The 22,324-nt window shown below is 74.1% G+C and carries 19 protein-coding genes; all 19 read left to right on the forward strand.

Translation table 11 applies throughout. The annotated features are described in order from the left end of the window. Positions 1-139 precede the first annotated feature (139 nt). The gene (locus ACFPGP_RS04750) at positions 140-1,762 is read left to right on the forward strand and encodes a succinic semialdehyde dehydrogenase (RefSeq protein WP_378587565.1); all 1,623 of its coding nucleotides are present in this window, start codon (positions 140-142) and stop codon (positions 1,760-1,762) included. After that, positions 1,762-3,516, forward strand: a complete 1,755-nt coding sequence (locus ACFPGP_RS04755) for a GMC oxidoreductase (protein ID WP_378587568.1) — start codon at positions 1,762-1,764, stop codon at positions 3,514-3,516. Before ACFPGP_RS04750 ends, ACFPGP_RS04755 begins: the two co-directional genes overlap by 1 nt. Positions 3,517-3,852: 336 nt before the next feature. Then, positions 3,853-4,434, forward strand: coding sequence for a hypothetical protein (locus tag ACFPGP_RS04760; protein ID WP_378587571.1), 582 nt, complete (start codon positions 3,853-3,855; stop codon positions 4,432-4,434). Positions 4,435-4,496: 62 nt separating this feature from the next. Further along, on the forward strand, positions 4,497-6,065 hold the full coding sequence (gene guaA, locus ACFPGP_RS04765) for a glutamine-hydrolyzing GMP synthase (protein WP_378587573.1): 1,569 nt from the start codon (positions 4,497-4,499) through the stop codon (positions 6,063-6,065). 318 nt (positions 6,066-6,383) lie between these two features. After that, positions 6,384-7,568 carry a fibronectin type III domain-containing protein gene (locus ACFPGP_RS04770; RefSeq protein ID WP_378587576.1) on the forward strand — a complete coding sequence of 395 codons (1,185 nt, stop codon included), beginning with the start codon at positions 6,384-6,386 and terminating at the stop codon, positions 7,566-7,568. Positions 7,569-7,681: 113 nt separating this feature from the next. Further along, complete coding sequence (locus ACFPGP_RS04775) at positions 7,682-8,407, forward strand: (Fe-S)-binding protein (RefSeq protein WP_378588098.1); 726 nt, start codon at positions 7,682-7,684, stop codon at positions 8,405-8,407. Further along, positions 8,404-9,834 carry a lactate utilization protein B gene (locus tag ACFPGP_RS04780; protein ID WP_378587578.1) on the forward strand — a complete coding sequence of 477 codons (1,431 nt, stop codon included), beginning with the start codon at positions 8,404-8,406 and terminating at the stop codon, positions 9,832-9,834. Before ACFPGP_RS04775 ends, ACFPGP_RS04780 begins: the two co-directional genes overlap by 4 nt. Next, complete coding sequence (locus ACFPGP_RS04785; RefSeq protein WP_378587581.1) at positions 9,827-10,462, forward strand: LutC/YkgG family protein; 636 nt, start codon at positions 9,827-9,829, stop codon at positions 10,460-10,462. The genes ACFPGP_RS04780 and ACFPGP_RS04785 overlap by 8 nt, the downstream gene beginning before the upstream one ends. Next, a complete protein-coding gene (locus ACFPGP_RS04790) occupies positions 10,459-10,839 on the forward strand; it encodes a VOC family protein (protein WP_378587583.1) in 381 nt (126 codons plus the stop codon). Before ACFPGP_RS04785 ends, ACFPGP_RS04790 begins: the two co-directional genes overlap by 4 nt. 78 nt (positions 10,840-10,917) lie before the next feature. Next, a complete protein-coding gene (locus tag ACFPGP_RS04795; RefSeq protein WP_378587584.1) occupies positions 10,918-12,270 on the forward strand; it encodes a DUF6986 family protein in 1,353 nt (450 codons plus the stop codon). A 10-nt stretch (positions 12,271-12,280) separates the two neighbouring features. Next, on the forward strand, positions 12,281-13,141 hold the full coding sequence (pucL, locus tag ACFPGP_RS04800; RefSeq protein ID WP_378587586.1) for a factor-independent urate hydroxylase: 861 nt from the start codon (positions 12,281-12,283) through the stop codon (positions 13,139-13,141). Further along, entirely contained in the window at positions 13,138-13,671 is a 534-nt protein-coding gene (gene uraD / locus ACFPGP_RS04805; RefSeq protein WP_378587589.1) for a 2-oxo-4-hydroxy-4-carboxy-5-ureidoimidazoline decarboxylase, read from the forward strand. The genes pucL and uraD overlap by 4 nt, the downstream gene beginning before the upstream one ends. 1 nt (position 13,672) lies before the next feature. After that, the gene (gene uraH, locus ACFPGP_RS04810; RefSeq protein WP_378587591.1) at positions 13,673-13,996 is read left to right on the forward strand and encodes a hydroxyisourate hydrolase; all 324 of its coding nucleotides are present in this window, start codon (positions 13,673-13,675) and stop codon (positions 13,994-13,996) included. Then, positions 13,986-15,359, forward strand: a complete 1,374-nt coding sequence (gene allB / locus ACFPGP_RS04815; protein WP_378587594.1) for an allantoinase AllB — start codon at positions 13,986-13,988, stop codon at positions 15,357-15,359. The genes uraH and allB overlap by 11 nt, the downstream gene beginning before the upstream one ends. Further along, entirely contained in the window at positions 15,356-16,168 is an 813-nt protein-coding gene (locus ACFPGP_RS04820) for a bifunctional allantoicase/(S)-ureidoglycine aminohydrolase (RefSeq protein ID WP_378587597.1), read from the forward strand. Before allB ends, ACFPGP_RS04820 begins: the two co-directional genes overlap by 4 nt. A gap of 228 nt (positions 16,169-16,396) precedes the next feature. Continuing rightward, positions 16,397-17,824 carry a xanthine dehydrogenase small subunit gene (locus tag ACFPGP_RS04825; protein WP_378587599.1) on the forward strand — a complete coding sequence of 476 codons (1,428 nt, stop codon included), beginning with the start codon at positions 16,397-16,399 and terminating at the stop codon, positions 17,822-17,824. Further along, complete coding sequence (locus ACFPGP_RS04830) at positions 17,821-20,208, forward strand: xanthine dehydrogenase molybdopterin binding subunit (RefSeq protein WP_378587601.1); 2,388 nt, start codon at positions 17,821-17,823, stop codon at positions 20,206-20,208. Before ACFPGP_RS04825 ends, ACFPGP_RS04830 begins: the two co-directional genes overlap by 4 nt. After that, positions 20,205-21,017, forward strand: a complete 813-nt coding sequence (gene xdhC, locus ACFPGP_RS04835; RefSeq protein WP_378587604.1) for a xanthine dehydrogenase accessory protein XdhC — start codon at positions 20,205-20,207, stop codon at positions 21,015-21,017. Before ACFPGP_RS04830 ends, xdhC begins: the two co-directional genes overlap by 4 nt. Next, positions 21,014-22,303 carry a guanine deaminase gene (locus ACFPGP_RS04840; protein ID WP_378587607.1) on the forward strand — a complete coding sequence of 430 codons (1,290 nt, stop codon included), beginning with the start codon at positions 21,014-21,016 and terminating at the stop codon, positions 22,301-22,303. The genes xdhC and ACFPGP_RS04840 overlap by 4 nt, the downstream gene beginning before the upstream one ends. Positions 22,304-22,324 lie beyond the last annotated feature (21 nt).

Here is a 22,324-nt window from a genome sequence, read left to right on the forward strand (position 1 = left end):
TCGCCCTTTCTCCCACCTCGGGTCGCCATTCCTCCCACCTCGGCGGGAGGCGGTTGACAAAGGGGCTGGATGTGTCAAGCGTCTCAATAGGCTACTGGAGGGTAGATCGGGAGACGCCCGTCACATACTCTCGGTCGGTATGAGCGCCCCGAACCCCGCAGAGGCCGGCGGCCCGCTGCTGCACGGCCCGGCCGACCCCGAGCACGACCTCACCGCGAGCTACGCCCTCGACCGCTCCTACGTCGACGGCCTGACCCGGCGCATCCTCTCGACGTCGGGGGAGAGCGTGCTGGTGCGCTCGCCCCTCACCGGGCAGCCGCTCGCACACGTCCCGCAGTCGAGCGACGACGACGTGGCCGAGGCGTTCGTCCGGGCCCGCCGGGCGCAGGAGGCCTGGGCGCGCACCCCGCTCGACGAGCGGTCGGCGATGCTGCTGCGGCTGCACGACCTGATCCTCGACCGCCAGGACGAGATCATCGACCTGATCGTGTGGGAGTCGGGCAAGGCGCGCAAGCACGCCTTCGACGAGCCCCTGCACGTGGCGCTGACCGCGCGCTACTACGCGCGTACGGCGCACCAGCACCTCGACACCCAGCGCAAGATCGGCGTCGTCCCGGGCCTGACCCGGGTCGAGGTCAACCGCGTCCCCAAGGGCGTGGTCGGCATCATCTCGCCCTGGAACTACCCGTTCACGATGGCGCTCTGCGACGGCCTCCCCGCGCTCCTGGCCGGCAACGCGGTGGTCGCCAAGCCCGACGCGCAGACCATGCTCTCCGCGCTGCTCGCGGTCGAGCTCCTCGAGCAGGCCGGCTTCCCCGCCGACCTCTGGCAGGTCGTGGCCGGACCCGGCTCGCGCGTCGGCACCCGCATCATCGAGCGGGCCGACTACATCTGCTTCACCGGCTCCACCGCCACCGGCAGGCGGGTCGCCCAGGGCTGCGCCGAGCGCCTGATCGGGTGCTCGCTGGAGCTCGGCGGCAAGAACCCGATCCTCGTGCTCCGCGACGCCGACCTCGAGCGGGCCGCCGAGGGCGCCGTACGCGCGTCGTTCTCCAACGCCGGGCAGCTGTGCGTCTCGATGGAGCGGATGTTCGTCGCCGACCAGGTCTACGACCGCTTCCTCGAGCGGTTCGTCGCTCGCACGCAGGCGATGACGCTCGGCGCCACCCTCGAGTGGGGCAACGACATGGGCTCGCTGATCTCGCAGGAGCAGCTCGACACCGTCGTCGCCCACGTCGACGACGCCGTCGCCAAGGGCGCGCGCGTCCTGGCCGGCGGCAAGGCCCGCCCGGACCTCGGCCCCTACTTCTACGAGCCGACCATCCTCGAGGGCGTCTCGCCCGACATGACCTGCTTCGGCCACGAGACCTTCGGGCCGGTCGTCTCGGTCTACCGGTTCCACGACGAGGCCGACGCCGTCGCCCGCGCGAACGCCGGCGAGTACGGCCTCAACGCCTCGATCTACAGCCAGGACGGCGAGCGCGCCCGTGCGATCGCGCGCCAGATCAAGTGCGGCACCGTGAACATCAACGAGGCCTTCGGCGCGACCTTCGCCAGCATCGACTCGCCGATGGGCGGCATGCGCGAGTCGGGCATGGGTCGCCGCCAGGGCAGCGAGGGCATCCACCGCTACACCGAGTCGCAGTCGGTGGCCACGCAGCGGCTGATCCGCTTCGCCCCGATGTTCGGGATGTCCGACGAGGCCTACGGCAAGATGATGACCGCGCAGCTGCGCCTGATGAAGAAGCTCGGGAGGCCGTGATGGCCCGGGCGCGGACCACGCAGGGTCAGGCGGAGGAGAGTCGGCGCGACTACGACGTCCTCGTCATCGGGTCCGGCTTCGGTGGCTCGGTCACGGCGCTGCGCCTGACCGAGAAGGGCTACCGCGTCGGCGTGATCGAGGCCGGCGCACGCTTCGAGGACGACGACTTCTCGCAGGGCACGCTCGACCTCAAGCGCTACCTGTGGGCCCCGGCGCTCGGCTGCTACGGCATCCAGCGCATCGACGCCGTCCGCGACACGATGATCGTGGCCGGCGCGGGCGTCGGCGGTGGCTCGCTCGTCTACGCCAACACCCTCTACGAGCCCCTCGCGCAGTTCTACGACGACCCGCAGTGGGCGGGCATCACCGACTGGCGCGACGAGCTCGCGCCCTACTACGACCAGGCCAAGCGGATGCTCGGCGTCGTGCAGAACCCCGTGCACACGCCGGCCGACGAGGTGATGGAGAAGGTCGCCAACGACATGGGCGTCGGCGACACCTTCCACCCCACGCCGGTCGGTGTCTTCTTCGGCGGTCCGGGCCAGGCGGCCGGCGAGGAGGTCGACGACCCGTTCTTCGGCGGCGAGGGCCCCAGCCGTCGTACCTGCCTCAACTGCGGCGAGTGCATGTCCGGCTGCCGTCACAACGCCAAGAACACCCTGGTCAAGAACTACCTCTACCTCGCCGAGAAGAAGGGCGCGAGGGTGCTGCCGCTGAGCACGGTCACCCGGCTGCGGCCGCTCGAGGAGGGCGGCTACGAGGTCACGATCAAGTTCACCAAGGCCAAGCGCGCCACCGCCCGTACGACGCGCACGATCACCGCCGACCAGGTGGTGCTGGCCGCCGCCTCGCTGGGCACCCAGAAGCTGCTGCACCGGATGAAGGACGAGGGTCACCTGCCCGCGCTCTCCGACCGCCTCGGGTACCTCTCGCGCACCAACTCCGAGTCGATCCTCGGGGCGATCGCGCCCCCGGACGACCCGACGGACTACTCCTACGGGGTCGCGATCACCTCGAGCTTCCACCCCGACGACCACACCCACATCGAGCCGTGCCGCTACGGCAAGGGCCACAACACGATGGCCATGCTGCAGACGGTGCTCACCGACGGCGACGGCGACGAGCCGCGCTGGCGGACGTGGGCCAAGGAGCTGTGGGTGCAGAAGAAGAACGTGCGCGACCTCTACGACCTGCGGCACTGGTCCGAGCGCACGGTGATCGCGCTGGTCATGCAGAGCGTCGACAACTCGATCACCACCTTCGGCAAGCGCAGCAAGCTCACCGGCCGCTGGCGGATGACCTCGCGGCAGGGCCACGGCGCCCCCAACCCGACCTGGATCCCGGTCGGCAACGAGGCGGTCCGCCGGATCGCGCGGATGCTCGGCGGCATCCCCGGCGGCAACATCGGCGAGCCCTTCAACATGCCGCTGACCGCGCACTTCATCGGCGGCTGCGCGATCGGCGAGAGCCCCGAGACCGGCGTGGTCGACCCGTACCAGCGGGTCTTCGGCCACCCCGGCCTGCACGTCGCCGACGGCTCGGCGATCTCGGCCAACCTCGGGGTGAACCCCTCGCTCACGATCACCGCGCAGGCGGAGCGGGCGATGTCGTTCTGGCCCAACAAGGGCGAGGTCGATCCGCGGCCCGCACTGGGTGCGTCGTACCAGCGGATCCAGCCCGTCAAGCCGGTCTCCCCGGCCGTCCCGGAGGCGGCTCCGGGGGCGCTGCGACTGCCGATCGTCGGCGTCAGCTGAGCCCTGGCGGGGTGGGCCGGAAGTTCTCGCAAAACTCTTCGCGGAACCTCGTAACCCGCCCCTCGGCGCCTCGTTTGACCCATCGAACCCGGCGCCTTGCTCCCTCCCAGGCCGGGTTCCACGGTCCAGGCACTGTCCAGCAGCTGCGTGGACGATCAGGGCCCGGCCACCCTCCCTCCCCGGCCGGGCCCTGATGCGTTGGCGGGCCTCGGCTGTCTGGTCATCCAGCCACCTGGGCGGCGCGCGGGGCACTCGCTCTGGACAGGGGTTCCGAGCCGGCGGACAGTCGATCCGTACAGGACTCGACCCGGGAGGAACGGACTGATGGCTGCATGGATGGTTTCCCGAGGGGCGACCGCGGTCGCCGTCACGATGGTGGTGACGGCCGGCGGCGTCGCGTTCGCGGCGTCCGGGCCCGGCGCCACCGGTCCGGCACCCAGGACGACGACGACGCCGCCCCGCATCATCTCGATCGTGCCGCAGGGAGCGTCTGCCGACGCCATGACCGCGAACGGGCCGAACCTCAGGGCCGGCTCCGACGACGGGCTGCGCGTCGGTTTCGTGATCCCGCCCGACCGGGGCGACCGTACCAAGCCGCTCAAGATGCGCGTCGTCTACCTGGAGAGCTCGTCGGGGGCGTGCAGCTGGATCGAGAGCGGTTCCGGGCTGGAGGGTCCGGACGGGCCCAACACCGTGAGCAACGTCCACAACGGCGGGTGGCAGGCGCCGGGCGACGACGACTACACCGGGCAGGTCGACGTGCCGGCCGGCGCCGGTGACGTGCACACCGCGGTCTTCCGCTGGCCGTTCGAGGCGAAGCCGGGCATGTTCGTGCAGTTCGCGCTCGACCGCGCCGGTGGCGACCCCCTCGACACCTGCAGCGACGTGACGGTCGTCGGCATGGAGCTGCGCTACTAGGTTGCCGGGGCCCGGGTCGGGCACCGCCCGGACCCGGCCACACCGGTGGATAGAGTTCGGGCATGGCGGTGCCCGAGCACGATCACGACCTGGTCCTCGTCGTCGACTTCGGGGCGCAGTACGCCCAGCTGATCGCCCGCCGGGTGCGCGAGGCGCGCGTCTACTCCGAGATCGTGCCGCACACGATGCCGGTCGAGGAGATGCTCGCGCGGCAGCCGAGGGCGATCATCCTCTCCGGCGGGCCGTCGAGCGTGTACGCCGAGGGGGCCCCGGGCATCGACCCCACGATCTTCACGGCCGGCACGCCGGTCTTCGGCATGTGCTACGGCTTCCAGCTGATGGCGCGCGGCCTCGGCGGCGAGGTCGCCCACACCGGCGCGCGCGAGTACGGCCGGACCTCCGTCTCGGTGCTCGAGCCGGGCGTGCTCCTGGCCGACGTCCCGGCCGAGCACACGGTCTGGATGTCCCACGGCGACTCGGTCGCGGCCGCGCCCGAGGGCTTCGAGGTGCTGGCCTCCACCGCGGTCACGCCGGTCGCGGCGTTCGAGGACGTCGAGCGCCGGCTGGCCGGCGTCCAGTGGCACCCGGAGGTCCTGCACACCCAGCACGGCCAGCAGGTGCTCGAGCACTTCCTGCACGACATCGCCGGCTGCCGCCAGACGTGGACGATGCTCAACATCGTCGAGGAGCAGGTCGAGGCGATCCGCGCCCAGGTGGGGGAGGGCCGCGCGATCTGCGCGCTCTCCGGCGGCGTGGACTCGGCCGTGGCCGCCGCGATCGTGCAGCGGGCCATCGGTGACCGCCTGACCTGCGTGTACGTCGACCACGGGATGATGCGCCTCGGTGAGACCGAGCAGGTGCGCCGCGACTTCGAGGAGGTCTTCGACACCCTCGACGTCGTCGACGCCTCCGAGCAGTTCCTCGGCGCGCTCGAGGGGATCACCGACCCCGAGGAGAAGCGCAAGATCATCGGCCGCGAGTTCATCCGCACCTTCGAGGCGGCCGAGGTGCGGGTCTTCGGCGACGTCGCGGGCGGCGCCACGGCGTACCTCGTGCAGGGCACCCTCTACCCCGACGTCGTGGAGTCCGGCGGCGGGGCCGGCACCTCCAACATCAAGTCGCACCACAACGTGGGCGGGCTGCCCGACGACCTGCAGTTCGAGCTGGTCGAGCCGCTGCGCACCCTGTTCAAGGACGAGGTCCGCGCGGTCGGCGAGCAGCTCGGGCTGCCCTCGACCATGGTGTGGCGCCACCCGTTCCCGGGCCCCGGCCTGGGCATCCGGATCATCGGCGAGGTCACCCGCGAGCGCCTCGACATCCTGCGCGAGGCCGATGCGATCGCCCGCGAGGAGCTGACCCGGGCCGGCCTCGACCGCGACATCTGGCAGTTCCCCGTGGTGCTGCTCGCCGACGTGCGCTCGGTCGGCGTCCAGGGCGACCACCGCACCTACGGCCACCCGGTCGTGCTGCGCCCGGTCACGTCCGAGGACGCGATGACCGCCGACTGGGCCCGCCTGCCCTACGCCGTGCTGGAGCGGATCTCGACCCGGATCACCAACGAGGTCCGCGAGATCAACCGGGTCACCGTCGACATCACCTCCAAGCCGCCCGGCACCATCGAGTGGGAGTGACCGGGCACCTCGAGCCCCCAGCGGTCTGGACAGCACCTCGCCGGTGGCTGCGGGCCCCGCGTGACCCCTCTCGGCGCACCTGAGGCCCCTCTCGTCACACCGTTCCCAGAACGGTGACGTGTGCACGCCTCGGTCTAGTACGACCACACCAGACCGGCCCGGCACGCGTTCGTCACCTGGCGGGTGCCGCGCGGGCCACGGGGGAAGGGACTACGTCCCATTTACCAACGTTTCCTCAAGAAATCGTTCAGATCGGTCGAATGATCAGGTCGTGAGCGGGAGGCCCCCGACCCCCGCCACCGACTGGGAGAGACCGACATGACGAACAACCACCCCCCGCAGAAGTCACCGAGGAACCGCCGGACCCGTGCCGCTGCAGCCCTCGCCGTCACCGCCGTGGTCGCGCTGGGCGTACCCGCCCTCACGGGGCAGGCCCAGGCTGCGCCCGACCCGGTCGTCAGCCTGCGCAAGGCCACCACGCCGGTCGCGCCGGCGAACGTGCACCTCGCCGAGGCGACGACCTCCAGCGTCACCCTCGGCTGGGATGCGGTGTCCGGCGCCACGCAGTACCGGATCGACTACGCCGACAACTCCGGCATGACGAACTACCTCTCGAGGTGGACGATCGGCACGAGCCTGACCCTGACCGACCTGCCGGCCAGCACCAGCCGCTGGGTGCGCGTGCGCGTCTCCAAGGTCGACGGCAGGTACAAGGCCGGCACCTGGTCGCCCGTGGTGCAGGTGACGACGCTCAAGCCCGTTCCGCAGACCGCGTTCGGTGCGAACTACACCACGGCCAGCGGTGTCGACGAGACCGTCTACGGCGGTCGTGCCCGGGCCGCCCGGATCTTCTTCCAGCAGCTCGACAGCGTGTCGTTCTCGCAGAACGGTGCCGTGAAGGAGGCGCTGGCCGACGGCGTCACGACGTTCGTGATCTCGTGGAAGGAGACCAACCTGACCGCGGTGCAGAACTTCCTGGCCGGGATCCCCGACGGCCTCAACGTCTACACCAGCTTCAACCACGAGCCCGAGGACGACAACGGCACCCCGGGATCCGCGACCTACCAGGCGTGGTCGGCGGAGTACAAGCACCAGTGGTCGCTGCAGGCCCCGCTGATGCGGGCCGAGGGCTTCATCCCGACCAACATCCTCATGGCGTGGACCCTCAACCCGAACTCGGGTCGCGACGTGGCTGACTGGACGCCGCCGGCCGGCACCTTCGACGTGTTCGCCTTCGACGCCTACTACGGCAGCGGCAAGGACCCGGCCTCCCTGGTCACGAAGATCGAGGCGGCGACCGCGGCGGTGGGCGTCACGAGGACCGGTCTCGCCGAGACCGGTGCCCCGTCCGACTACGCCAGCCGGGTGACGGACACCCAGGAGATGCGCCAGTCGGTGCTGGACGCCGGCAACTTCGCCTTCGCCACCTACTGGGGCAGCGTCGGACCGACCGGGTACGACTCCCGGATGGATCCGGCCACCGCTGACGCCTGGTTCAACTGAGCAACCCGAGCTCCCCCGACCCGCGAGGCCCCGGCTCCCAGCGCCGGGGCCTCGCGGCGCGCCCGGGCAGGTGTGCGCCCGGGGCGTAGGGTCGGCGCGTGCGGGTCGCCCTCATGGTCACGTGCCTCAACGACGCACTCTTCCCCGACGTGGGGAAGGCGGTGGTGCGGCTGCTGCGGCGGCTCGACGTGGACGTCGACTTCCCGCTGGAGCAGACCTGCTGCGGCCAGCCGATGGTCAACACCGGCTACCTCGACGAGGCCGTGCCGGCGGTGCGCGCGTTCGTCGCCGCCTTCGAGGGGTACGACGCCGTCGTGGCGCCGTCCGGGTCGTGCGCCGGGTCCGCCCGGCACCAGCACGCACTCGTCGCACGCCGTTCCCACGACCCCGGCCTGGCCCGCGCGGTCGAGCGGACCGCCCCGCGCGTGCACGAGCTCAGCGAGTTCCTCGTCGACGTGCTCGGCGTGACCGACGTCGGCGCCTACTTCCCGCACGCGGTGACCTACCACCCGACCTGCCACTCGTTGCGGCTCCTGGGCGTCGGGGACCGGCCGCGCCGGCTGCTCGAGGCGGTGCGGGGGCTGCGGCTGGTCGACCTGCCGGCCGCGGAGGAGTGCTGCGGCTTCGGTGGCACCTTCGCGGTCAAGAACGCCGACACCTCGATCGCGATGGGCGCCGACAAGGCGCGGCACGTGCGCGACACGGGCGCGGAGGTGCTGGTCGCGGGCGACAGCTCCTGCCTCATGCACGTGGGCGGGGTGCTGGCGCGCCAGCGGTCGGGCATCCGCACGCTCCACCTCGCCGAGGTGCTCGCCGCGGCCGAGGAGCAGCCCGCATGACCGGCACCTTCGTCGGCATGCCGGCCTTCCCCGAGGCCGCCCGTGCGGCCCTCGCGGACAGCCAGCTGCGGCACAACCTCGCGCACGCGACCTCGACCATCCGCGCCAAGCGCGCGCGGGTGGTCGGGGAGGTCGACAACTGGGAGGAGCTGCGCGTGGCCGCGGCCGCCGTCAAGGACGGCGTCCTCGGCGACCTCGAGCGCACGCTCGTGCAGCTCGAGGAGTCGCTGACCGCCAACGGCGCCGTCGTCCACTGGGCCCGCGACGCCGCCGAGGCGTGCGCCGTCGTCGCGGAGGTCGCGAAGGCCCACGGCGTCGAGGAGGTGGTCAAGGTCAAGTCGATGGCCACCCAGGAGATCGGGCTCAACGAGGCGCTGGCCGCCGAGGGCATCGCCGCCTGGGAGACCGACCTGGCCGAGCTGATCGTGCAGCTCGGCGACGACCTGCCGAGCCACATCCTGGTGCCGGCGATCCACCGCAACCGCGCCGAGATCCGCGAGATCTTCCTGACCCGGATGGCCGCCGCCGGTCGCCCCGCGCCCGACGACCTGACCGACGAGCCGGCGGTGCTCGCGGCGGCCGCCCGCGCGCACCTGCGTGAGAAGTTCCTCCGCGCCAAGGTCGGGGTCTCCGGCGCCAACTTCGCGGTCGCCGACTCCGGCACCCTCGTCGTCGTCGAGTCCGAGGGCAACGGCCGGATGTGCCTGACGCTGCCCGAGGTGCTGGTCTCGGTCGTCGGCATCGAGAAGGTGCTCCCCACCTGGGAGAGCCTCGACGTCTTCCTGCGCCTGCTGCCGCGGTCGTCCACCGGCGAGCGGATGAACCCCTACACCTCCACGTGGTCGGGCGTCACGCCCGGCGATGGCCCGCAGGAGGTGCACGTCGTCCTGGTCGACAACGGCCGCACGAACGCGCTGGCCGACGAGGTCGGTCGCCAGGCGCTGCGGTGCATCCGGTGCTCGGCGTGCCTCAACGTCTGCCCGGTGTACGAGCGCGTCGGCGGCCACGCCTACGGGTCGGTCTACCCGGGCCCGATCGGCGCGATCCTCACCCCGCTGCTCCGGGGCACGGGCGACCCCCAGACCGACGCGCTGCCCTACGCCTCGTCTCTGTGCGGGGCGTGCTTCGAGGTCTGCCCGGTGCGGATCGACATCCCCGAGGTGCTGGTGCACCTGCGCTCGCAGGTCGTCGACGCCCACCGGGCCGACACGGTGCCCCGGCCCGAGTCGCTGGCGATGCGGGCGGCCTCGTGGACGTTCGCGCGGGCGGGCCGCCTGGCCCGCGCCGAGCGGCTCGCCGGGGTCGGTACCCGGCTGGCCGGGCGCGTCGGTCTCCGGCCGTGGACCTCGGCGCGCGACCTGCCCGACCCGCCCGCGGAGTCCTTCCGTGCCTGGTGGCAGCGCACCGACGGAGGGCGGCGTGGCTGACGAGGGCGGAGCACGCACCGAGGTGCTCGCACGCGTGCGCGCCGCGCTGCGCGGCGTACGCCGTGACGCGACGCCCGTGCCGCTGCCGCCGACGACCACCACCACCACCACCGGGGACCTGCCGGCGCTCTTCGCCGAGCGGGTCGCCGACTACCGCGCCACCGTCGTCCGGTGCGCCGAGGCCGACCTCGCGGCCGCCGTCGAGGCAGCGCTGCCCGCGGGCGCCGACGTCGTCGTGCCGGCCGGGCTCTCGGTCGCGGTGGCGGGTGCGCGGGAGGACGACGGGCTCCCGGCCGCCGAGCTCGACCGTGTCGACGCCGTGGTCACCGACGCACGGGTCGCGATCGCCACCACCGGCACCGTGGTGCTCGACCACGGCCCCGGCCAGGGCCGCCGCGCCCTGACGCTCGTGCCCGACTGCCACGTCTGCGTGGTGCGCGAGGCGCAGGTGGTCGCCGACGTGCCCGAGGCGGTCGCCGCGCTCGACCCGCGCCGGCCGACCACGTGGATCAGCGGCCCCAGCGCCACCAGCGACATCGAGCTCGACCGGGTCGAGGGCGTGCACGGCCCGCGGCAGCTGACGGTGGTGCTCGTCGGACCCGACGCCGACCCCGGAGGAGACCGATGACCCGCGCCCTGCACCACGTCGACCTGTGGGTCGTCGACCCCGCGACCGCGACCGGCGAGTGGGGCTGGTTGCTCGGCGAGCTGGGCTGGGAGCAGGACGGGTCCTCGTGGGCCCACCCCGACGGCACCTACGTCTTCCTCGAGCGGTCGCGCGACCAGGTCGACGCGCCGTACGACCGGATGCGCGCCGGCGTCAACCACCTCGCCCTCACCTGCGACGACCGCGCCCACCTCGACCGGCTGCGCGCCGAGTCGTCGGCCCACGGGTGGCACGAGATGTTCGCGGAGCGCTACCCGCACGCCGGCGGCGAGCAGCACACCGCCCTCTACCTCGAGAACTCCGAGGGCTTCGAGGTCGAGGTCGTCGTCGGCGGGTGAGCCGGGCCGGCCCAAAGGTCCGGTCGGGGGACGGCGCGTGCGACCGGAGCCGGGGCGCTGCGGTACTAGGTTCGGGACATGGTCTCGACAGGCTCGACCGACGAGGGCGGGGGCGCGACGGACCGGAGTGACGGTTCGCCCGATCTGAGTGACGGTTCGACGGATCTGAGTGACGGTTCGGCCGGGCTGGAGCTCGACGACCTCGCGGAGCGGCTCGATGAGCGGTTGGCGGAGGCCGACGAGCGGCTGTCGGCGCGCTACCCGGGTGACCTGCCGGGGCGTCAGCCGGTGCACACGGTCTACGTCCCGGCCGACCGGTGCCGGGTCGGGCTCGCGCACCGCTGGGCCTCGCAGGCCGAGCGCGCGGTGATCGAGCACGGCGCCCTGTTCCTCGAGGTGGTCGGCGGCGACGAGGTCCTGCTCAACCGGGTCCTGCTCAAGCTCGAGCGCGAGCCGGTGGAAGACCTGCGCATCGACGTCGAGGACGGCTACGGCGACCGCGGCGACGAGATCGAGGACGCCGACGTCCGCGCGGCCGCGGCCGCCCTGCGCGAGGACCTCGACGCCGGCACCGCGCCCCCGCACGTGGGGCTGCGGTTCAAGAGCCTCGAGGCCCCCACGCGCCGCCGCGGGCTGCGCAGCCTCGCGCTTTTCGTGCAGACGCTCACCGCGGAGGGGCCGCTGCCGCCGGGCTTCGTGCTCACGCTGCCCAAGGTCACCTCGGTCGACCAGGTCGAGGCGATGGCCGAGGCCGCCGGGCACCTCGAGCAGCGGCTCGGCCTCGACCAGGGCGCGCTGCGCTTCGAGATCCAGGTCGAGACTCCGCAGGCGGTGCTCGACCACGCAGGCGGCTCGCCCCTGCCCGCGATGCTCCACGCCGCGGACGGCCGTTGCGCCGGCCTGCACTTCGGCACCTACGACTACAGCGCCGCGCTCGGCATCGCCGCCGCCCAGCAGAGCATGGAGCACCCGGCGGCCGACCACGCCAAGGCCGTGATGCAGGTGGCCGTCGCCGGCACCGGCGTCCGGCTCTCCGACGGCTCGACCAACGTCCTGCCGGTCGGCGACGAGGCCGACGTGCGCCGTGGGTGGGAGCTGCACCACCGGCTGGTCACCCGCTCGCTCGAGCGTGGCTTCTACCAGGGCTGGGACCTGCACCCGGCGCAGCTCCCCACGCGGTACGCCGCGACCTTCGGCTTCTTCCGCGCCGGCTGCGCCGACGCGACCACGCGGTTGCGGCGCCACGCCGAGCGCCGGCCCGGCTCGGTCGCCGACGAGCCCGCGACCGTGCGGGCGCTGGCGGGGTTCCTGCTGCGCGGGTTCGAGTGCGGGGCGCTGACCTCGGCCGAGGTGACCGGCCCGAGCGGCCACGACCTGACCACGCTGGCGGGGCTGGCCGGCCGGCTGCCCCGACGACCGTCGAGCCCCTAGGGTGCCGGGCATGGGCATCGTGCTGGGGGCCAACCGCTACGGGAAGGCCGAGAGCCGCGTGGTGCGGGTCGTGCGCGACACGCCCCGCCACGTGATCCGCGACCTGACGGTCACCACGCTGCTCACCGGCGACTTCGCGGCCACCCACACCGACGGCGACAACCGCGACGTGCTGCCGACCGACACCCAGAAGAACACCGCGTTCGCCTGGGCCAAGGAGCACGGCGTCACCTCGCCGGAGGACTACGCGCTCGCGCTGGGCGACCGGCTGCTGGCAGCGACGCCGGCGGCGACCGCGGCCCGGGTGCTGGTCGACGAGCACGCGTGGGAACGCATCGACGTCGACGGGACGGGCCACGACCACGCCTTCGTCCGCCGCGGCCAGGGGGTGCGCACGGTCGAGGTCGTGGTCGGTGACGACTGGCCCTCGGTCGTCTCGGGCCTGCGCGACCTGGTGGTGCTGAAGACGACCGGCTCGGAGTTCCGCGGCTTCCTCGTCGACGAGTACACGACGCTGCCCGAGGCCGACGACCGGATCCTCGCCACCTCGCTCACCGCCGGCTGGCGCTGGACGGGCGGCGAGGAGCCCGACGGCGGCTGGGACGCGGCGTACGACCGGGTGCGCGCGCTCCTGCTGGGCACCTTTGCGACGTCGTACAGCAAGGCGCTGCAGCAGACGCTCTTCGCCATGGGCGCGGCGGTGCTCGAGGCCGAGCCGGCGATCGTCGAGGTGTCGTTCTCGGCGCCGAACAAGCACCACCACCTCGTCGACCTCGCGCCCTTCGGCATCGAGAACGACGGCGAGGTCTTCGTCGCGGCCGACCGCCCCTACGGGCTGATCGAGGCGACCGTCGTGCGGGACGACACGTGAGCGTGACCGACCCCGGGCTCGAGGCCTTCGACGCCCTGTCCGAGGCCGAGGCCCGGCGGCGGCTGACGGAGTGCCTCGACGTCGCTCGCTGGGTCGACACCGTGGTCGCCGGTCGCCCCTACGCCGACCGCGACGCGCTGCACCACGTGGCCGCGACGGCCGCCGCACCCGGCGTGGTGGACGACGACGAGCTGGCCGCCGCCCTGGCCCGGCACCCGCGGATCGGGGAGCGCGCCGGCGCCGGTCACGACGCCGCCCACTCCGCGCGAGAGCAGGGCGGGGTCGACCGCGACGACGCCGACCTGCAGGAGCGGCTGGCTGCGGGCAACCGGGCCTACGAGGAGCGCTTCGACCGGGTCTTCCTGGTCCGCGCCGCGGGTCGTGACGGGGCGGAGGTCCTGGCCGAGCTCGAACGGCGCCTCGGCAACGACGACACCACCGAGCGCGACGAGACGGTGGTGCAGCTGGGGGAGATCGCCCGGCTGCGCCTCGACCGGCTGCTCGACGAGCTCGGGGGAGGGGCCGACTGACATGGCCACGCTCAGCACGCACGTCCTCGACACCAGCCGCGGCCGACCCGCCGTGGGCGTCGGCGTCACGCTGCTCTCGCCCGACGGCGTCGAGCTCGGCAGCGGGGTCACCGACGCGGACGGGCGGGTCGCCGACCTCGGCCCCGGTCCGCTGTCGCCCGGCGAGCACCGGCTCTGCTTCGCCACCGGCGAGTGGTTCGCCGAGCTCGGCGTGACCGCGTTCTACCCCGAGGTCGTCATCGCCTTCACCGTCGGGGACGACGAGCACTACCACGTGCCGCTGCTGCTCAGCCCGTTCGGATACTCCACCTACCGTGGCAGCTGACCTGGTCGTCCGCGCCCGACGCGCGGTCGTCGACGGGCGCGAGGCCGCGGCGTCCGTGGTCGTCGACGGGCGCGAGGCCGCGGCGTCCGTGGTCGTCGTCGACGGCCGGGTGACCGCTGTCGAGGCGTACGACGCGGACGTCGCGGCCGCCGAGGTGGTCACCCTGGCCGACGACGAGGTGCTGCTGCCCGGGCTCGTCGACACCCACGTGCACGTCAACGAGCCGGGCCGCACCGAGTGGGAGGGGTTCGCGACGGCGACGCGGGCGGCCGCCCTCGGTGGTGTCACCACGCTCGTCGACATGCCGCTCAACTCCGTGCCGCCCACGACCAGCGTCGCCGCGCTCGAGGAGAAGCGGGCCGCCGCCGACGGCGCGGTGCGGGTCGACGTCGGCTTCTGGGGCGGCGCCGTGCCCGGCAACCTCGGTGACCTGGCCGACCTCCACGAGGCCGGGGTGCTCGGGTTCAAGTGCTTCCTGCTCGACTCCGGAGTGCCCGAGTTCCCGCCGCTCGACCCGGCCGGCCTGCGCGCCACGCTGGCCGAGACCGCGCGCCTGGGGGCGCTGGTCGTGGTGCACGCCGAGGACGCCGACCTGCTCGACGAGGCGGCCGCGAGCGGCCCGTCGTACGCCGGGTTCCTGGCCTCGCGGCCCCCGGAGTCGGAGCAGCGCGCGATCGAGCTGCTCGTCGAGGAGACCCGACGCGCCGGCGCCCGCACCCACGTCGTGCACCTCAGCGCGGCCGCCGCCCTGCCGGCACTGCGGGCCGCCCGGGCAGCCGGGGTCGACGTCTCCGTGGAGACCTGCCCGCACTACCTCGTGCTCGAGGCGGGGGAGGTGCCCGACGGCGCCACGGCGTACAAGTGCTGCCCCCCGGTCCGCGAGGCGGCCAACCGCGAGCGCCTGTGGGCCGGGCTCGCCGCCGGCGACATCGACCTCGTCGTCACCGACCACTCGCCGTGCCCGCCGGAGCTGAAGGCCCGCGCCGGAGGTGACTTCGGGCAGGCGTGGGGTGGCATCGCCTCGCTGCAGCTCGGACTGGCCGCGACGTGGACCGCCGCCCGCGCGCGCGGCCACGGCCTCGCCGACGTGGTGCGCTGGATGGCCACCGCCCCCGCCGACCGGGTCGGGCTGCTGCACAAGGGACGGATCGCCGTCGGCGCCGACGCCGACCTGGTCGCGCTCGCGCCCGACGCGGCGTTCACCGTGGACCCGGCGCGGCTCGCGCACCGCCACCCGGTCTCGCCGTACGCCGGGCGTACGCTCACCGGCACCGTCCGCCGGACCTGGCTGCGCGGCACACCGGTCGACACCGACCCCGGCGCGCCGCCCCAGGGGCGCCTGCTGCGCAGAGGAGACCGATGACCCGCTACCACGTGCCGACCGGGGGCCACCCCGGCCAGGAGGAGCTGACCACGGACCGCGCGGTGTTCACCGACGCGTACGCCGTGCTGCCGCGCGGCACGATGCGCGACATCGTGACCAGCCGCCTGCCGCACTGGGGGTCGACGCGGCTCTGGGTGCTGGCGCGGCCCCTGAGCGGGTTCGCCGAGACCTTCAGCTGGTACGTCGTGGAGGTCGCGCCCGGCGGCGGCAGCGACCGGCCCGAGGACGACCCGGCCGCGGAGGCCGTGCTGTTCGTGGTGGGCGGGACCGCCCGGCTCCACCTCGCGGGGGAGGAGCACGCCCTCGAGCCGGGCAGCTACGCCTACCTGCCGCCGGGCGCGTCGTGGCGGCTGCACAACGACGGCCCGGGCAACGCGACGTTCCACTGGATCCGCAAGGCCTACCAGCCCGCCGACGGCGTCGACGTGCCGGCCGCGTTCGTCACCCACGAGTCGCAGGTCGCGCGCGAGCCGATGCCGGGCACGGACGCGTGGGCCACCCAGCGCTTCGTGGACCCCGAGGACGTGCGGCACGACTTCCAGGTCAACATCGTCACCTTCGGGCCCGGCGGCTCGATCCCCTTCCCCGAGACCCACGTGATGGAGCACGGGATCTACGTGCTCGAGGGCAAGGGCGTCTACCTGCTCAACCGTGACTGGGTCGAGGTGCAGGAGGGCGACTTCCTGTGGCTGCGCGCCTTCTGCCCCCAGGCCTGCTACGCCGGCGGACCCGGTCCCTTCCGCTACCTGCTCTACAAGGACGTGCACCGGCACGCGCGGCTGGGCTGAGGGCGATCCCGCCGCGGGCGTTCGGGACGTCATACGGTTCGTGCGCCCTGACCGGCAGACCGTATGACGTCGGCGGACGAACCGGTCGCGACGCTGGAGCAGAGTGACCGCGGACACGTAGAGTGAGCGACGAGGGTCGTCGTTCTGCATGGACAACCGGCGGCCTCGGCGACACCCCGGAACCATGCGCGGGTCGACCGGCCTGCTCGCGGCGAGATGGGGAGTGCGATGCCAGCACCAGACGTCACCGTCAACGGGCAGTCCCGCCCGCTCACGGGGATGCCCGCCCACACCACGGCCCTCGACTTCCTGCGCGGCCTCGGCCTGACCGGCGCCAAGGAGGGCTGTGCCGAGGGGGAGTGCGGCGCCTGCGCCGTGCTGGTCGCGCGCCCCGACGGCGAGGGCCGCTCCCGCTGGACGGCGATCAACGCCTGCCTGGTCCCGGCACTCGCGCTCGACGGCCAGGAGGTGGTCACGGCCGAGGGCCTCGGCGGCCCCGGCGACCTCCACCCCGTGCAGCACGAGATGGCCGTGCGCGGCGGGTCGCAGTGCGGCTACTGCACGCCGGGCTTCGTGTGCAGCATGGCCGCCGAGTACTACCGACCCGACCGGGCGCCGACCGCCGAGCCCACGGCCGAGCACGGGCCCAACGGGTTCGACCTCCACGCCGTCGGCGGCAACCTGTGCCGCTGCACCGGCTACCGCCCGATCCGCGACGCCGCCTGGGCGCTCGGCCCGCCCGACCCTGCCGACCCCCTCGCCGGCCGCGCCACCGCCCCCGCGCCGACGGTCAGGACGACCCGCGCCGACGGGTTCGCCCGCCCCGCGGACCTCGAGGAGGCGCTCGCCCTGCTGGCCGAGCACCCCGACGCCACGGTGGTCGCCGGCTGCACCGACTGGGGCGTCGAGGCCAACCTGCTCGGCCGCCGCGCGGCGTACGTCGTGGCGGTCGACCGGCTGCCGGAGCTGCGGGGGCTCACGGTCGACGACGAGACGGTGGAGATCGGCGCGGCGCTCACGCTGAGCGAGGCCGAGTCGGCCCTGGCCGGAGCGGTGCCGCTGCTCGACGAGGTGTGGCCGCAGTTCGCCTCGCGGCTGATCCGCAACGGCGCCACGCTCGGCGGCAACCTCGCCACGGCCTCGCCCATCGGCGACCTGCCGCCGGCCCTCCTCGCGCTCGACGCGACGCTGGTGCTGGCCTCCGCCGCCGGGCGGCGCGAGGTCGCGCTCACCGACTTCTGGACCGGCTACCGCACCACCGTCCTCGGCCCGGGCGAGCTGGTCGTGGCGGTGCGGTTGCCCGCACGGCAACCCGACGTCGTCGCCTTCCAGAAGGTCGCCAAGCGTCGGTACGACGACATCTCGGGCGTCGCGGTGGCCGTCGCGCTCCACCTCGCCGACGACCACGTGATCACCCGCGCCCGGATCGGCCTCGGCGGGGTCGCGGCGACCCCGGTGCGGGCCCGCGCCACCGAGGCCGCGCTCGAGGGCCGGGAGTGGTCGGCCGCGACCGTCGCCGCGGCCGCGGACGTGCTGCGCGGCGAGGGGACGCCGATGGACGACCACCGCGCCAGCGCGGCGTACCGCACCGCGATGCTGGGCAACGCCCTGCCCCGGCTGTGGGCGGAGCGCGAGGTCGTGGAGGTGGCGCGATGAGCGACCTCTCGCGTCGCCCGGACGGCGCCGTCGTCGGCGAGGTCCTGCCGCACGAGTCCGCCGACCTGCACGTCACCGGGCACGCGCTCTACACCGACGACCTCGTGCACCGCACCCGCGACGTGCTGCACGCCCATCCCGTCCAGGCGCCGCACACCCACGCCCGGGTGGCCGCGATCCGCCACGACGCCGCACTCAGCGTGCCGGGGGTGGTACGGGTGCTGACGGGCGACGACGTGCCCGGCGTCAACGACGCCGGCGTCAAGCACGACGAGCCACTCTTCCCCGACGAGGTGATGTTCCACGGCCACGCGGTCTGCTGGGTGCTCGGCGAGACGCTCGAGGCCGCCCGGCTCGGGGCCGCGGCGGTCGAGGTCGAGTACGAGCCGCTGCCGGCCGTGGTCGGGGTGCGCGACGCGATCGCGCAGGGCAGCTTCCAGGGCGGGCACCCGTCCGTGGCCCGCGGCGACGTCGAGGCGTCGCTCGCCGGTGCCGCGCACGTCTTCTCCGGCGAGACCGAGATGGCGGGGCAGGAGCACTTCTACCTCGAGACCCAGTGCGCGCTGGCGCACGTCGACGAGGCGGGCCAGGTGTTCGTGCAGTCCAGCACCCAGCACCCCTCCGAGACCCAGGAGGTCGTCGCCCACGTGCTCGGCCGCGCCAGCCACGCGGTCACCGTGCAGTGCCTGCGCATGGGCGGCGGCTTCGGCGGCAAGGAGATGCAGCCCCACGGGTTCGCCGCGGTCGCCGCGCTCGGCGCCGTGCTGACCGGCCGGCCGGTGCGGGTGCGGCTGACCCGCCAGCAGGACATGACCATGACCGGCAAGCGGCACGGCGTCCTCGCGCAGTGGCGGGCGGGCTTCGACGACGAGGGCCACCTGCTCGCGCTCGACGCGACGCTGACCTCCGACGGCGGCTGGAGCCTCGACCTCTCCGAGCCCGTGCTGGCGCGCGCACTGTGCCACGTCGACAACGCCTACTGGATCCCCGACGTGCGCCTCCACGGCCGGATCGCCCGCACCCACCAGGCGTCGTCGACGGCCTTCCGCGGGTTCGGCGGGCCGCAGGGGATGCTCGTGGTGGAGGACGTGCTCGGCCGCTGCGCGCCCGCGCTCGGCCTCGACCCGGCCGAGCTGCGCCGCCGCAACTTCTACGCCGAGGGGCAGGAGACGCCGTACGGCCAGCCGGTGCGCCACCCCGACCGGCTCGCCGCCGCGTGGGAGCAGCTGGCCGCCTCGGCCGGGCTCGACGAGCGGCGCGCCGAGATCGCGTCGTACAACCGCGAGCACGAGCACACCAAGCGTGCCCTGGCCGTGACGCCGGCGAAGTTCGGGATCTCCTTCAACTTCACCGCCTTCAACCAGGCCGGCGCGCTCGTGCACGTCTACAAGGACGGCTCGGTGCTGGTGAACCACGGCGGCACCGAGATGGGCCAGGGCCTGCACACCAAGATGCTGCAGGTCGCGGCCACCGCCCTCGGGGTGCCGCTGGCCCGCGTGCGGCTGGCGCCGACCCGCACCGACAAGGTGCCCAACACCTCGGCCACCGCCGCCAGCTCCAGTGCCGACCTCAACGGCGCCGCGGTCAAGCACGCCTGCGAGCAGATCCGGGCGCGGCTGGTGGAGGTCGACGGCGGCCGGGGCCTGGCGTGGGAGGAGCTGGTGCGTCAGGCGTACTTCGCGCGCGTGCAGCTCTGGGCCGCCGGCTTCTACCGCACCGAGGGCCTGCGCTGGGACGTCGCGCTCATGCGCGGCCACCCGTTCAAGTACTTCGCGTACGGCGTGGCCGCGGCCGAGGTCGAGGTCGACGGCTTCACCGGGGCCCACCGCACCCGGCGGGTCGACATCGTGCACGACGTCGGCGACTCGCTCTCGCCGCTGGTCGACCTCGGCCAGATCGAGGGTGGCTTCGTGCAGGGCGCCGGCTGGCTGACCCTGGAAGACCTGCGCTGGGACGACTCCGACGGCGCCGGTCGCGGCCGCCTGCTCACGCACGCGGCGAGCACCTACAAGCTCCCGAGCTTCTCCGAGCTGCCGGAGGAGATGCACGTCTCCCTGCTCGAGCACGCGCACGAGGACGGAGCGGTCTACGGCTCCAAGGCCGTGGGCGAGCCGCCCCTGATGCTGGCCTTCGCGGTCCGCGAGGCACTGCGCGCGGCCGCGGCAGCGTTCGGGCCCGACGGCGCCGGCGTCGCGCTCGCCGCGCCGGCCACCCCCGAGGCCGTGTACTGGGCCATCGAGGCCGCCCGCGCCGGCCGCGGCGACCCGGGGCTGGTCACCGGGCTCCCGGGGCTGGTGCCCGACCAGCCGGCCCCGGACGACCCGCCGCTGCACCCGCGCTCGGCGCAGGCGGTGGCCGAGGTGCCGGCGGAGGTCCGGGCATGACCGGCTGGGTGCGCGCCGTGGAGCGGCTGCGCCGCGAGCGCCGGGCCGGGGTGCTGGTCACCGTCGCCGAGGTCCGCGGTCACGCGCCCCGCGAGGCCGGCGCCAAGCTCGTGGTGGCCGCGGACGAGGCCTGGGGCTCGGTCGGCGGCGGCAACCTCGAGGAGACCGCGCTGGCGCGGGCGCGCGAGCTGCTGGCCGACCCCGGCGCCGCGCCCGAGCAGCTGGTGCTCCCACTCTCCGAGCGGGCGCGCACCGACCACGGCCGCCAGTGCTGCGGTGGCGAGGTGACGCTGCTGCTGGAGCCGCTGCCGGTCGTGCCGGCGGTCGCGGTCTTCGGCGTCGGGCACGTCGGGCTCGAGCTGGCGCGGATCCTGGCCCGTCACGACCTCGACCTGCACCTCGTCGACTCGCGTGCCGGCCGGGTCGCCCCGGGCGCCCTGGCGTGCCTCGACGACGCCGTCGCCGAGGTCGTGCCCCACCACGCCCCGCTGCCCGAGCTCGCCCTCGGCGAGCTCCCGCCCGGCACCGACGTGCTGGTGATGACCCACGACCACGCGGAGGACTTCGCCCTGTGCGACGCGGCCCTGCGCTGCGGCCACCTCGGCTCCGTCGGGCTGATCGGCTCGGCGACCAAGTGGGCCCGTTTCCGCCGCGGCCTGCTGCTCGAGGGGCACGACGAGGCCGCGGTCGACCGCATCCGCACCCCCATCGGCCTGCCCGACGTGCGGGGCAAGGAGCCGGCGGTGATCGCGGTGGCGGTGGCGGCCGAGCTGGTGGCCGGGCTCGACCGCAGCCGGGTCGTCGGGTGACGACGCTCTACCGGGCCCGGGTGCTGGACACGCCCGAGGACCCGTTCGCCGGCGGCACCCTGCGCAGCGCCGACGACGCCGGGCTCCTCGTCGACGACGCGGGCACCATCACGGCCCGGGGCGACTTCGCCGCGGTGCTCCGCGAGCACCCCGGCTCCGACGTGGTCGACCTGCGCGACGGCTGGCTCCTGCCGGGCCTCGTCGACGCCCACGTGCACTACCCGCAGGTGCGGGTCATCGGTGCGCTCGGCATGCCGCTGCTGGAGTGGCTCGACCGCTGTGCCCTGCCCGAGGAGCAGCGCCTGGCCGACCCGTCGTACGCCGCGGCGGTGGCGCGCGAGTTCGTCGACGGCCTGGTGGCCGCCGGGACCACGACCGCGCTGGTCTTCGGCTCGCACTTCGCCCCGGCCGTGGACTGCCTGTTCACCGAGGCCGCGCGGGTCGGCCTGCGGGTGACCTCAGGGCTCGTGGTCAGCGACCGCGGGCTGCCCGAGCCGCTGCTCTCCACGCCCGAGCGGGCCTACGACGACGCGATGGCGCTCGCGACCCGGTGGCACGGCACCGGGCACGCGCGCTACGCGGCGACGCCGCGGTTCTCCTACTCCGCCGACGACCCGGTCCTCGACGCGTGCGCGGCGGTGCTCGAGGACGTCGACGGCGCCTGGTTCACCTCGCACGTCAACGAGAACCCCGCGGAGGTGGCCGCCGTCGAGCGGCTCTTCGCCGACGCCGAGCACTACGTCGACACCTACGACAAGCACGGGCTGCTCGGTGCCCGGGCGGTGCTCGCGCACAACGTGCACGCCACCGACGCCGAGCTCGGGGTGCTGGCGGCGCGGGCCACCTCGGTCGCCCACTGCCCGACCAGCAACTCCGCGCTCGGCAGTGGGCTCTTCCCGCTGCGGCGCCACCTCGAGCACGGCGTCCGTGTGGCGCTCGGGTCCGACGTCGGCGCCGGCACCGGCTTCTCCCTGCTCGCGGAGGGCCTGCAGGCCTACCTCGTGCAGTCGCTGCTCGGCGAGGCCGGGGACCCGCTCACCGCGACGCACCTGCTGCACCTCGCGACCCGCGCGGGCGCGCTCGCGCTCGGGCTCGGCGAGGTGGTCGGCGACCTCTCGGTCGGCCGCGAGTTCGACGCCGTCCGGGTGCGGCCGCTGCTGGGCTCGCGCCTCCACCTCGGCCTGCGGCACGCCGCCACCCACGAGGAGGTCCTCGCGCGGATCTTCACCCTCGGCGGCGACGCCGACCTCGCCGGCGTGTGGGTCGCCGGTCGCCGCATCGCCTGAACGTCCCGAGGAGGAGCCGCG

Source organism: Nocardioides taihuensis, assembly GCF_042657275.1.
In the GTDB taxonomy this organism is placed as follows: domain Bacteria; phylum Actinomycetota; class Actinomycetes; order Propionibacteriales; family Nocardioidaceae; genus Nocardioides; species Nocardioides taihuensis.